The sequence below is a fragment of the Streptococcus pseudopneumoniae genome (assembly GCF_001072375.1).
In the GTDB taxonomy this organism is placed as follows: Bacteria; Bacillota; Bacilli; order Lactobacillales; family Streptococcaceae; genus Streptococcus; species Streptococcus pseudopneumoniae_L.
Window position 1 is genome coordinate 1 of record NZ_JVKV01000028.1, and the last position, 11,125, is coordinate 11,125.

Annotated in this window: 15 protein-coding genes; 11 read left to right on the top strand and 4 right to left on the bottom strand. The window is 41.2% G+C overall.

Annotation, left to right across the window (positions count from 1 at the left end; all coding sequences use genetic code 11):
• Both lacD and ADH31_RS02170 read left to right on the top strand, forming a co-directional pair.
• A partial coding sequence (gene lacD, locus ADH31_RS02165; protein ID WP_049508738.1) for a tagatose-bisphosphate aldolase occupies positions 1–684 on the top strand: 684 nt, incomplete at its 5' end.
• Positions 685–830: 146 nt separating this feature from the next.
• Positions 831–1,868, top strand: coding sequence for an aldose epimerase family protein (locus tag ADH31_RS02170; protein ID WP_049508740.1), 1,038 nt, complete (start codon positions 831–833; stop codon positions 1,866–1,868).
• 41 nt (positions 1,869–1,909) lie between these two features.
• Here ADH31_RS02170 and rnjA read toward each other — a convergent pair whose 3' ends face one another.
• Positions 1,910–3,589: a ribonuclease J1 gene (gene rnjA, locus ADH31_RS02175; RefSeq protein ID WP_049508742.1), complete on the bottom strand. Its 1,680-nt coding sequence runs from the start codon at positions 3,587–3,589 to the stop codon at positions 1,910–1,912.
• A 1-nt stretch (position 3,590) separates the two neighbouring features.
• Positions 3,591–3,824, bottom strand: coding sequence for a DNA-dependent RNA polymerase subunit epsilon (locus ADH31_RS02180; protein WP_049508745.1), 234 nt, complete (start codon positions 3,822–3,824; stop codon positions 3,591–3,593).
• A gap of 270 nt (positions 3,825–4,094) precedes the next feature.
• Between ADH31_RS02180 and ADH31_RS02185 the strand changes: the two genes are divergently transcribed.
• Positions 4,095–4,310: a hypothetical protein gene (locus ADH31_RS02185; protein ID WP_049508747.1), complete on the top strand. Its 216-nt coding sequence runs from the start codon at positions 4,095–4,097 to the stop codon at positions 4,308–4,310.
• A 366-nt stretch (positions 4,311–4,676) separates the two neighbouring features.
• Here the strand turns inward: ADH31_RS02185 and ADH31_RS02190 are convergent, their stop codons facing one another.
• Together ADH31_RS02190 and cibA are read right to left on the bottom strand one after the other, a co-directional pair.
• A complete protein-coding gene (locus ADH31_RS02190) occupies positions 4,677–4,820 on the bottom strand; it encodes a bacteriocin (protein WP_000588573.1) in 144 nt (47 codons plus the stop codon).
• A 1-nt stretch (position 4,821) separates the two neighbouring features.
• Positions 4,822–5,004, bottom strand: a complete 183-nt coding sequence (gene cibA / locus ADH31_RS02195) for a fratricide two-peptide bacteriocin subunit CibA (protein ID WP_049502797.1) — start codon at positions 5,002–5,004, stop codon at positions 4,822–4,824.
• A gap of 172 nt (positions 5,005–5,176) precedes the next feature.
• Here cibA and tsaB point away from each other — a divergent pair, with 172 nt between their 5' ends.
• The 8 genes from tsaB to ADH31_RS02235 all read left to right on the top strand — a co-directional run bounded on the left by tsaB (position 5,177) and on the right by ADH31_RS02235 (position 11,051).
• A complete protein-coding gene (tsaB, locus tag ADH31_RS02200; RefSeq protein ID WP_049508749.1) occupies positions 5,177–5,860 on the top strand; it encodes a tRNA (adenosine(37)-N6)-threonylcarbamoyltransferase complex dimerization subunit type 1 TsaB in 684 nt (227 codons plus the stop codon).
• Positions 5,857–6,294 carry a ribosomal protein S18-alanine N-acetyltransferase gene (gene rimI / locus ADH31_RS02205; protein ID WP_049508752.1) on the top strand — a complete coding sequence of 146 codons (438 nt, stop codon included), beginning with the start codon at positions 5,857–5,859 and terminating at the stop codon, positions 6,292–6,294. The genes tsaB and rimI overlap by 4 nt, the downstream gene beginning before the upstream one ends.
• Positions 6,284–7,294, top strand: a complete 1,011-nt coding sequence (gene tsaD, locus ADH31_RS02210) for a tRNA (adenosine(37)-N6)-threonylcarbamoyltransferase complex transferase subunit TsaD (RefSeq protein ID WP_049508754.1) — start codon at positions 6,284–6,286, stop codon at positions 7,292–7,294. The genes rimI and tsaD overlap by 11 nt, the downstream gene beginning before the upstream one ends.
• 66 nt (positions 7,295–7,360) lie before the next feature.
• Complete coding sequence (locus ADH31_RS02215; RefSeq protein WP_049508757.1) at positions 7,361–7,972, top strand: hypothetical protein; 612 nt, start codon at positions 7,361–7,363, stop codon at positions 7,970–7,972.
• Between the two features lie 117 nt (positions 7,973–8,089).
• Positions 8,090–8,785 (top strand): AzlC family ABC transporter permease, encoded by a 696-nt coding sequence (locus ADH31_RS02220; protein WP_049508759.1) that lies wholly within the window; start codon positions 8,090–8,092, stop codon positions 8,783–8,785.
• Positions 8,775–9,098: an AzlD domain-containing protein gene (locus tag ADH31_RS02225; RefSeq protein WP_049508761.1), complete on the top strand. Its 324-nt coding sequence runs from the start codon at positions 8,775–8,777 to the stop codon at positions 9,096–9,098. Before ADH31_RS02220 ends, ADH31_RS02225 begins: the two co-directional genes overlap by 11 nt.
• 102 nt (positions 9,099–9,200) lie before the next feature.
• The gene (locus tag ADH31_RS02230) at positions 9,201–10,043 is read left to right on the top strand and encodes an amino acid ABC transporter substrate-binding protein (protein ID WP_049502808.1); all 843 of its coding nucleotides are present in this window, start codon (positions 9,201–9,203) and stop codon (positions 10,041–10,043) included.
• Positions 10,044–10,196: 153 nt separating this feature from the next.
• Positions 10,197–11,051 carry a MetQ/NlpA family ABC transporter substrate-binding protein gene (locus tag ADH31_RS02235; protein WP_000694516.1) on the top strand — a complete coding sequence of 285 codons (855 nt, stop codon included), beginning with the start codon at positions 10,197–10,199 and terminating at the stop codon, positions 11,049–11,051.
• Positions 11,052–11,125 lie beyond the last annotated feature (74 nt).

The following is an 11,125-nucleotide window of genomic DNA, read 5'->3' on the forward strand; positions in this document are numbered from 1 at the left end:
AAACGTTTGCCAGACTGCTTGGATGTTTGGTCTGCAAAACGTATCAAAGAACAAGGTGCAGATGCTGTTAAGTTCTTGCTTTACTATGATGTAGACAGCTCTGACGAACTCAACCAACAAAAACAAGCCTACATTGAACGTATTGGTTCTGAGTGTGTAGCTGAAGATATTCCATTCTTCCTTGAAATTCTTGCCTATGATGAAAAAATTGCTGACGCAGGTTCTGCTGAGTACGCTAAAGTAAAACCACACAAGGTTATCGGTGCTATGAAAGTCTTCTCCGATCCACGTTTCAACATCGATGTCTTGAAAGTAGAAGTTCCAGTTAACGTTAAATATGTTGAAGGTTTTGGTGATGGCGAAATCGTTCATACACGTGAAGAAGCAGCTGCTTTCTTCAAAGCGCAAGACGAAGCAACTAACCTTCCATACATCTACTTGAGTGCAGGTGTATCCGCTAAGCTCTTCCAAGAAACACTTGTCTTTGCCCATGAATCAGGCGCAAACTTCAATGGTGTTCTTTGTGGACGTGCAACATGGGCTGGCTCCGTTGAAGCTTACATCAAAGATGGAGAAGCAGCAGCTCGCGAATGGCTTCGTACAACTGGATTTGAAAACATCGATGAACTTAACAAGGTTCTTCAAACAACAGCTACTTCATGGACTGAACGTGTAGAAGCATAGATCAGAAATAGAAGAAACGACTTTTGTTAATAAAATATCTATGGTTTCTTGACAAAGGTGTTTGTAAATCATACAATAAAACCATAGAAAGTGAATGCGCTTTCTATGGTTTGTTTGCTTAATTGAATTAGAAAAAGGAGAGAAGGATGAAAGCATACACAGAACGTGTATTTGGGAAAATTGATGGCAAGGATGTCCTCGCTTACCGTTTTGAAACGGAGGCAGGATACCAACTGGAAATCATGACCTATGGAGCAACAATTTTACGCTATGTAACTCCAGATAAGATTGGCAATTTTGCCAATGTTATCCTAGGTTTTGACGATTTCGAAAGCTATGTGGGAAATAGCCCTAAACATGGAGCAAGTGTAGGTCCAGTTGCAGGTCGTATTGCAGGTGCGACATTTGAAATCAATGGGAAGACCTATGATCTTGAAGTCAACAATGCTAGCAACTGTAACCACAGTGGCTCAACTGGTTGGGATTCTAGCTTGTTTGAGCTAGTCGAAGTGAATGATAATGGTTTGACTCTTTACACAGAAAGAGCAGACGGGACAGGAGGTTTCCCTGGAAACCTTAAAATCTGGATTAGCTACAACTTGGAAGAAAGTGGTGCCTACGAAGTTAGTTACAAGGTGACGACAGACCAGGATACCTTGGTTAATCCAACCAACCATAGCTACTTTAACTTATCTGGTGATTTCACGCAGACAGTTGACCGCCATGTATTCCAATTGAATACAGAGGGGATTTATCCAATTGCTCCTGATGGTGTTCCAGCTAAAACCCCAGATGCTAACCGTGATGTGGTCAAACATATCTATAATGGTGCCTTGTTGAAGGATATCTTTGCAGAAGAAGATGAGCAAATCCAACTCGTATCTGGTTTGGACCATCCATTTGCGCTTCCTGCAGGACATGACAATGCTGGATTCCTCTATGACCAAGGTTCAGGTCGCTTCTTGCTCTTCAAGACAGAGGCTCCTTGCTTTGTGGTCTACACAGCAAACTTTGTGGACGAGAGTGTCATCATCGCTGGTCAGCCAATGATTCAGCACAATGGAATTGCTCTAGAAGCGCAAGCTTTACCAGATGCTATTCATAGCGATCTTAAAGATCAAGTCATCCTCAAAGCAGGCCAAACTTTCACTAGCAAAACTCGTTACGAGCTTGTCGTGAAATAACAAAAATTCTCTGAAGTCATTCGATTTCAGAGAATTTTTTCTTATTCTTCATCTGGTGTGAGAATCATCGGAATGATGATTGGTTCACGTTCAGTATTTTCGTAAAGGAATGGTCGAATGGCGTTTACGATAGCGCCATTGACAGACTGGACGCTGGCATCTTTGTTTTTCAAAGCGATACGAATGGCATTGAAAAGGATGCGTTGGCTTTGACGGATCAAGTCACCAGATTCGCGCATGTAGACAAATCCACGGCTGAGAATATCTGGTCCAGATAGGATCATCTGAGACTTGAAGTCAACGGTTGCGACAGCAAGTACAACACCATCTTCAGATAGATCGCGACGATCTTTAAGCACAGCTGCACCGATTTCGCCGATACGATTTCCATCGACGTAGATATCCTGAGCATTGAAATGGCCTGCGATACGGGCAGAGTTTGCAGTGAGGGCAAGCACATCACCATTACTCATGATAAAGATATTGTCCTTCTCTACGCCAGTATCCACCGCTAGCCCAGCGTGAACTTTCTGCATACGGTATTCACCGTGAACAGGCATGAAGTATTTTGGCTTAATCAAGCGGAGCATGAGTTTTTGCTCTTGCTGGCCACCGTGTCCAGATGTATGGATGTTATTAATCTTACCATGGATGACTTCAACACCAGCTTCTGAAATGATGTTAATCAATTTGTTAACGCTAGTGGTGTTTCCTGGAATTGGGCTAGATGAGAAGATAACAGTATCACCAGGTTGGAGTTGCACTTGACGGTGAGTTCCGTTAGCGATACGAGAGAGGGCCGCCATAGGCTCGCCCTGACTACCTGTACAGAGGATCAGAACCTCACCCGCAGGATAGTCTTTGATTTCATTTGGCTCGATAAAGGTTCCCTTAGGTGCCTTGATGTAGCCAAGTTCAATCCCGTTGACAATGGCCTTTTCCATAGAGCGCCCAAAGACAGCGATTTTACGACCAGTCTTAACAGCAGCTTCCGTTGCTTGTTGGAGACGGAAGATATTTGAGGCAAAGGATGCAAAGATGATACGTCCTTCGATACCTTGGATAATCTTCATGATCGACTGGCCGACAACCTTTTCAGAGTTTGTAAAGGTTGGCACTTCAGCATTGGTCGAGTCAGAGAGTAAGCAAAGCACTCCGTCTTCACCTAGAGCTGCCATACGGTGCAAGTCTGCAGGTTCACCAACTGGTGTAAAGTCAAACTTGAAGTCTCCCGTACAGACGATTTTCCCTTGAGGTGTGTGGATGACAATTCCCAATGGCTCTGGAATCGAGTGGGTTGTTCTAAAGAAAGTTGCTTTAAGGTTTTTAAAGGTCAACTCCGTGTTGTGGTTGATTTCGTGAAGTGCAGCATTACGCAAAAGTCCATGCTCTTCGAGTTTTCCACGGATTAAGGCAAGGGCCAGTGGACCAGCATAGATAGGGATGTTTGCTTGCTTGAGCAAGAAAGGAATCCCTCCGATATGGTCCTCGTGTCCGTGTGTAATCAAGAGAGCCTTGACGCGGTCGATATTTTCTACAATATAAGAGTAATCAGGGATAACGTAGTCGATACCAAGCAGGTCATCCTCAGGGAATTTAATTCCTGCATCAACGATGATAATTTCGTCTTGATATTCGATTCCGTATGTATTTTTACCGATTTCTCCTAGACCACCAATAGCAAAAACGCCAACTTCTTCTGGTTTAAGAGTATAGGCCATATTAGAACTCCGTAATTTCGAATGCGCCAGTTTCTTTTTCGTAGTCTAGCAATTTGTCAGACAAGAGTTCGATATACTCGATGTTGTACTCTGGACGATTTTCTTCGACAAGTTGGCGAGCAGCGATACGTCCTTCAAGTTCTGAACTAGCATCGATGTTTAAGTATAGTGAGCGTGTTGTTTCACGACGTGGGCTACGGTCTTTTGTTTCTTGATAAAAAACTTTGTAAATCATATGTTTCCTTTCTGCTTTCAGGTCAGCTATATTCAAAAATGCTCAGTTTGAAGCTGGTTTGATTCCAGTTCATTTTTTGTCTTTATTGACCTTGATTCGTTACAATTATCTCAATTATAACATAAAAAGGGGAATTAGTAAAAGCAGGAAACATGGAAGTAAGGAGCTTGAAATGGGTTTCATTTTGCCTTGTATAAGTATTTGAAGACTTCAGATGCAAGTGCTATAATAAAGTTATAAGAGACGTTTCTATATCAAGGAGGTTGAAAGATGAATGACTTATTTACTTTTGCTATCGGTATTCGTTTGGTAGCTTTTATGATTTTTGTTGCCTGTGTTTACGGAGGAAATGTTTTGTATACTCGGCTAGAGCATCGAAAAACCAAATTCCTTTGGAAGATTGGCTTTGTGACTCTGTATTCGTTTTTCCTTCTCCTTGTGACTTATGTGGTCTGGTTTGTATTTTACTTTGGTTTGAATACTTAACTTCAGTTGTTTATTTATATCTGCTGATTGAACGAATATCTGGTATAAAAAGATAGCGAATCTAGTTACAAAAAAATCCACCCCAACTATTAAGATAGGGTGGATTTTTTAACTCTTTCTCAAATTCGGTGTCCAATTTTCCCTCAAACAGAGGTTATATTTTCAGGTCCTATCCTTATTTTTACAGTTATGATTGTTTTGTTCAAAAATAGAGTTGAAGCATAAAAATAAAACAATACAAACAGATAAATCAATTGGCAATGGTATAGTAGTAATGCTTAAATCGTTGAGAATACTGATCAAACTGTAAGAGATGAAGAAAATAAAATTCATCCTTCTAAAAATGTGTCTTTTATCTAGCATGACTTATCCAAACTTTTTACGGAGATCTTTTCCAATGGTGTAAGCTGCCATAAATAAAGCTATACCAACACCTACACCAAAACCCCCCTTGATTTCTTGCAATTCTTTATTAGAAATTTCATGATATTTGTCTAAATCTTTAATCATACTAACCTCCTAAAAAATAACCAGCTGCTAAGCCAGAGCCTACAAGTGCTGTTCCACCAGCAACAGCTTTCCAAGAAACTGCTACACCAAAGATAACCAAGGGAGCGAGACCACCATCAATATCTGATAATTCATTTTCAGATAGCGATACAAATTGATTGTCAATATTTTCGAAATTTGTCATTGAACTTTCCTCCTTTTTTCTTGTTCACTTTTATATTCGGAAACGAAAAGGAAAAGTTGCGATTTTTTTGAGGATTTCTTTTCACTGTGATTTTTGATACAAAACAAAGAAAATTCCCATGTGCCTTCTTTTGTAGTATAATAGTAAGCAGACAAAAAGATAGGAATGTGTTATGAAAGTATTAGCTTTTGATACGTCCAGCAAGGCTCTTTCTCTAGCTATTTTAGAGGACAAGCAGCTTCTTGCCGAGACGACTATTAACATCAAGAAAAATCACAGTATTACCCTTATGCCTGCCATCGATTTTTTGATGGCAAGTTTGGATTTGACACCCAAGGATTTGGATCGAATCGTAGTGGCAGAGGGTCCAGGTAGCTACACAGGTCTGCGAATTGCAGTAGCAACTGCCAAGACCTTAGCTCATACTCTGAACATCGAGTTAGTGGGTATGTCTAGCCTTTTAGCTCTGGTACCGACTCAACAGAAAGATTTGGTTGTCCCTTTAATGGATGCGCGTCGCAACAATGTTTATGCAGGATTTTATGAAAATGCCCAGCCTGTCTTTCCAGAGGCTCATCTATCCTTTGCAGAAGTCTTGGAGCAAGTCAAAGATGCTGAGCAGGTAACCTTTGTCGGTGAAGTAGGAGCCTTTGTGGATCAAATCCAAGAACAATTGCCACAAGCCAACTATCTAGAAACCTTACCAAACGCAGCCAATCTTGCTCTTTGGGCTTGGGACAAGGAAGCAGACTCCTTGCACGACTTTGTGCCGAATTACCTCAAGCGTGTCGAAGCTGAGGAAAATTGGCTCAAGAATCACACCGAGTCTGGTGAGTCTTACATTAAACGCCTATGATAGAGATTAAACGAATCCAACAGCGACCTGACTTGGCCCAAGCCATCTATGCTGTTATGGCAGATGTTTATCCAGTTAGTCCTTGGACTCTGGAACAAATCCAAGCAGACCTGTCTCAAGATCAGACCTGGTATGCTTTAGCCTACGATGGGATAGAAGTGATAGGTTTTCTAGCTGTTCAGGAAAATATCTTTGAAGCAGAAGTCTTGCAAATCGCTGTCAAAAAAGCCTATCAGGGTCAGGGGATTGCGTCAGCCTTGTTTGCAACATTACCGATAGGCAAGGAGATTTTTCTCGAAGTCAGAAAGTCAAACCAACGAGCGCAAGCATTTTACAAGAAAGAAAAGATGGCTGTCATCGCTGAGAGAAAGGCCTATTACCATGATCCAGTCGAGGACGCCATTATCATGAAGAGAGAAATAGATGAAGGATAGATATATTTTAGCATTTGAGACATCCTGTGATGAGACCAGTGTCGCCGTCCTGAAAAACGACGACGAGCTCTTGTCCAATGTCATTGCTAGTCAAATTGAGAGTCACAAACGTTTTGGTGGCGTAGTGCCAGAAGTAGCCAGTCGTCACCATGTCGAAGTTATCACAGCTTGCATTGAGGAAGCTCTAGCAGAGGCAGGTATTACCGAAGAGGATGTGACAGCTGTTGCTGTTACTTACGGACCAGGCTTGGTCGGAGCCTTGTTAGTTGGTTTGTCAGCTGCTAAGGCCTTTGCTTGGGCTCATGGACTTCCACTGATTCCCGTTAATCACATGGCTGGTCACCTTATGGCGGCTCAAAGTGTCGAGACTTTGGAGTTTCCCTTGCTAGCCCTTTTAGTCAGTGGTGGGCACACAGAGTTGGTCTATGTTTCTGAGGCTGGTGATTACAAGATCGTTGGTGAAACTCGAGATGATGCGGTTGGCGAGGCCTATGATAAGGTCGGTCGTGTCATGGGCTTGACCTATCCAGCAGGTCGGGAGATTGACGAGTTAGCCCACCAAGGTCAGGATATTTATGATTTCCCACGTGCCATGATTAAGGAAGATAATCTGGAGTTCTCATTCTCAGGTTTGAAGTCTGCCTTTATCAATCTTCACCACAATGCCGAGCAAAAGGGAGAAAGCCTGTCTACAGAGGACTTGTGTGCCTCCTTCCAAGCAGCAGTTATGGATATTCTCATGGCAAAAACCAAGAAAGCTCTGGAGAAATACCCTGTTAAAACCCTTGTCGTGGCTGGTGGTGTAGCTGCAAATAAAGGTCTTAGAGAACGCTTAACAGCTGAAATCACTGACGTCAAGGTCATCATTCCACCTCTGCGTCTTTGCGGAGACAATGCAGGCATGATTGCCTATGCCAGCGTCAGCGAGTGGAACAAAGAAAACTTTGCAGGCTTGGAGCTAAATGCCAAACCAAGTCTCGCTTTTGATACTATAGAATAAAGAGTTAGCCTAGAGTTAACTCTTTTATCTTGGACAAATGACCGATTTTTTTTGTATAGTAGAAATATGAAATTTACAAAAATAATCAGTAGTCTGCTTGTACTTGGAACTTTCCTCCTATTTCTAACAGCTTGTCAGACTTTTTCCAAGACGCAACTGGTCGTGTTTGAGTCACTTTCATTTTATATGCCTACGAAGTCTTTTGAAGAAGCGTTTGGAGAACCAAATGAAGTAGTAGAAGAAACAGCAACTGGCTATCGAGATACTTGGCATGCAGAAGACCCTTATCTCTATAAAACAGGGCGTCTTTTTTATAATTATGACAAGGTTAATTGGAAGAATTATAGCGGTCGAGCAACCTTCACCTTTTCAAAATCGCATCGTTTACAAGAAGCGACGATTTATTTTCCGATGCCTTCTAAAGCGCAACAGAAAGAAATATTTTATCACATGACTCAAGACATAAAAGCAGAAATCGAAGCTCTACCAAACTTTCAATCCTTGAAAGTTGATGCCTTGGCAGGTGATGATGTTGGTTATCGATTTAAGGTTAAGTTGAAAGGGCAGAGAGAAGAACTCTGGGTTGATGTTTACCCGATAGAAAATGAATATGTTGAAAAACCTGAAGTTGACAAATATCCTATTCGAGTGGATCAATTTCGCATGTATCCTGAATGAGTACTTTTTACTAGCTTAAAACTCTAAACTTTTTTCTATTTTACGAATATGTTATAATAATGTTTGCTGTGACTGTTTGGGAAACAGTTGCTGAAGGAATGATTAGTGAGGAAGTCTATGAAAGAAAAAGGATTTTGGGAAGGTGTGCAGGCTGCGGTGCCGACGGCTCTGGGCTATGTTAGCATCGGTCTTGCCTGTGGCATTATCGGTTCGCCCTATGTGACACCAGTAGAAATGGGTCTGATGAGTCTCTTTGTTTATGCTGGGAGCGCTCAGTTTGCCATGATAGCTTTGATTGCAGTTCAAGCTCCAGTAGCTGCTATTGCCATGACGGTCTTTTTGATTAATCTGCGTCTCTTCTTGCTAAGTTTGCATGCGTCGACTTATTTCCGTCATACCAGTCTTTGGCAAAACATCGGTATGTCTAGCCTCTTGACCGATGAGACCTATGGCGTTTTGATGGGCGAGTTGGTGCATACGGATAAGATCAATCCTATGTGGATGCACGGGAACAATCTTAACAGCTATGTAGCTTGGTTTGTCGGAACTGTTGTCGGAGCTGCTCTAGGTGGACTTCTACCAAATCCAGAAATTTTTGGCTTAGATTTTGCCCTAGTGGGGATGTTTATTGGGATTTTTACTTCCCAGTTTCAGATTATGCAAAAACGGATTCCTTTGCGCAATCTTTTCATAATTTTAGCAGTTGTAGCTGTATCTTTCTTTTTGCTCTTGACGGTGGTGTCTCAGTCATTAGCTGTCTTGTTTGCGACCTTGCTAGGTTGTACCATGGGGGTGGTCTTGGATGGTCAGTAAGTATATTTTATTAGCAATTGTCTTTTCTGGCTTGGTGACTTGGATTCCAAGAATGATTCCTTTCATCCTAGCCAAGTATAAGGGTTTGCCGTCTATCGTAGAGCGCTTTTTGAAATTTCTACCAGTTTCTATTATCTTTGCCTTGATTCTTTCAAGTGTGGTGACAGGAAAAGTTGGAAGCCTCCCGCAGATAAAGTGGTTAGACTTTTTAGCAGTTTTTCCAACGGCTTTGGTAGCCTTTCGTTACCGCAATCTGGTAGGGACTGTTCTCTTTGGAGTAGTCTTGATAGCAGTCCTACGTTTGGTCTTTTAATCAGCCATAAAGAAAACCTATCACAAATATAGAAATCATATAATAGCGTAATTCCTTTTTTTCTGTTAAGATAAGATTGTATTCTATTTTGGAGGAAATATCATGAAAAAAATCGTTAAGTATTCATCACTTGCTGCCCTAGGACTTGTTGCCGCGGGTGTATTGGTAGCTTGCTCAGGCGGTGAAAAGAAAGATGCTGCATCTGGTGAAGCAACATCTAGTAAAAAAGAAATTATCGTTGTAACCAATGCTACACCAAAACCATTCAACTATGAAGAAAATGGCGAATTGACTGGTTACGAGATTGAAGTGGTTCGCGCTATCTTTAAAGATTCTGACAAGTATACTGTCAAGTTTGAGAAGACAGAGTGGTCAGGTGTTTTTGCAGGACTTGATGCTGATCGTTACCAAATGGCTGTTAGCAACATCAGCTACACTAAAGAACGTGCTGAAAAATACCTTTATGCAGCTCCAACTGCTAAAAACCCTAACGTTCTTGTAGTGAAAAAAGATGACTCTAGCATCAAATCGTTTGATGATATCGGTGGAAAATCAACAGAAGTTGTTCAAGGAACAACTTCTGCTAAACAGCTAGAAGACTACAACAAACAACACTCAGATAACCCAACTATCCTTAACTACGTTAAAGGGGACTTCCAACAAATCATGGTACGTTTGAGTGATGGCCGATTTGACTACAAGATTTTTGATAAAATCGGTGTAGAGACAGTCATCAAGGACCAAGGTTTGGATAACTTGAAAGTTATCGAACTTCCAAGCGACCAACAACCTTACGTATACCCACTTCTTGCCAAAGGTCAAGATGAGTTGAAGGCATTTGTGGACAAACGCATCCAAGAATTATATAAAGATGGAACCCTTGAAAAGCTATCTCAACAGTTCTTTGGCGGTTCTTATCTGCCAGCAGAAGCTGACATCAAATAAGTTTGTAAATCATCCATTCTCTCGTAGGTGGATGATTTTGTAACTTTTAGGCATATAGTTTCAAACTATATGTCTGCCTATCTAATAACAATTTGCGAAATCAAATAAAGTGTGAGATACTATTACAGTATTATTTTTAAAGGAGAACGAATCATGAAAATTAAAAAATGGTTAGGCGTAGCAGCTATCGCTACAGTAGCAGGCCTTGCACTTGCAGCTTGCGGAAATTCAGACAAGAAAGCAGACAACACAACTACAGTTAAAATCGCAACTGTTAACCGTAGCGGTTCAGAAGAAGCACGCTGGGACAAAGTCCAAGAATTGGTTGAAAAAGACGGAATTAAATTGGAATTCACAGAGTTTACAGACTACTCACAACCAAATAAAGCAACTGCTGATGGTGAAGTAGACTTGAACGCTTTCCAACACTACAACTTCTTGAACAACTGGAACAAAGAAAACGGTAAAGACCTTGTAGCGATTGCAGATACTTATATCTCACCAATCCGCCTTTACTCAGGTAAAAACGGGGAAGAAAACAAGTACACTAAAGTGGAAGAAATCCCAAACAACGGTGAAATTGCTATTCCAAACGATGCTACTAACGAAAGCCGTGCCCTTTACCTTCTTCAATCAGCTGGTTTGATTAAATTGGATGTTTCAGGAACTGAACTTGCTACAATCGCAAACATCAAAGAAAATCCAAAGAACTTGAAAATCACTGAGTTGGACGCTAGCCAAACAGCTCGTTCATTGACTTCAGTTGATGCAGCAGTTGTAAACAACACTTTTGTTACAGAAGCAAAATTGGACTACAAGAAAGCACTCTTTAAAGAGCAAGCTGACGAAAACTCAAAACAATGGTACAACATCATCGTTGCGAAAAAAGATTGGGAATCATCACCTAAAGCTGATGCAATCAAGAAAATTATCGCAGCTTACCATACTGATGAAGTTAAAAAAGTCATCGAAGAAACTTCAGACGGCTTGGATCAACCAGTTTGGTAATAAACACAGGGAGGTGGGAGAGATTTTTTCCACCTCTTGCTTTTATATAGAGACTAAAGAAAAGGAACATCCAC

Excerpts from the sequence above, each read along its gene's own strand:
- ADH31_RS02170 (WP_049508740.1), top strand. The coding sequence starts at position 831 with ATGAAAGCATACACAGAACGTGTATTTGGGAAAATTGATGGCAAGGAT.
- rnjA (WP_049508742.1), bottom strand. The coding sequence starts at position 3,589 with ATGGCCTATACTCTTAAACCAGAAGAAGTTGGCGTTTTTGCTATTGGT.
- ADH31_RS02180 (WP_049508745.1), bottom strand. The coding sequence starts at position 3,824 with ATGATTTACAAAGTTTTTTATCAAGAAACAAAAGACCGTAGCCCACGT.
- ADH31_RS02185 (WP_049508747.1), top strand. The coding sequence starts at position 4,095 with ATGAATGACTTATTTACTTTTGCTATCGGTATTCGTTTGGTAGCTTTT.
- ADH31_RS02190 (WP_000588573.1), bottom strand. The coding sequence starts at position 4,820 with ATGATTAAAGATTTAGACAAATATCATGAAATTTCTAATAAAGAATTG.
- cibA (WP_049502797.1), bottom strand. The coding sequence starts at position 5,004 with ATGACAAATTTCGAAAATATTGACAATCAATTTGTATCGCTATCTGAA.
- tsaB (WP_049508749.1), top strand. The coding sequence starts at position 5,177 with ATGAAAGTATTAGCTTTTGATACGTCCAGCAAGGCTCTTTCTCTAGCT.
- rimI (WP_049508752.1), top strand. The coding sequence starts at position 5,857 with ATGATAGAGATTAAACGAATCCAACAGCGACCTGACTTGGCCCAAGCC.
- tsaD (WP_049508754.1), top strand. The coding sequence starts at position 6,284 with ATGAAGGATAGATATATTTTAGCATTTGAGACATCCTGTGATGAGACC.
- ADH31_RS02215 (WP_049508757.1), top strand. The coding sequence starts at position 7,361 with ATGAAATTTACAAAAATAATCAGTAGTCTGCTTGTACTTGGAACTTTC.
- ADH31_RS02220 (WP_049508759.1), top strand. The coding sequence starts at position 8,090 with ATGAAAGAAAAAGGATTTTGGGAAGGTGTGCAGGCTGCGGTGCCGACG.
- ADH31_RS02225 (WP_049508761.1), top strand. The coding sequence starts at position 8,775 with ATGGTCAGTAAGTATATTTTATTAGCAATTGTCTTTTCTGGCTTGGTG.
- ADH31_RS02230 (WP_049502808.1), top strand. The coding sequence starts at position 9,201 with ATGAAAAAAATCGTTAAGTATTCATCACTTGCTGCCCTAGGACTTGTT.
- ADH31_RS02235 (WP_000694516.1), top strand. The coding sequence starts at position 10,197 with ATGAAAATTAAAAAATGGTTAGGCGTAGCAGCTATCGCTACAGTAGCA.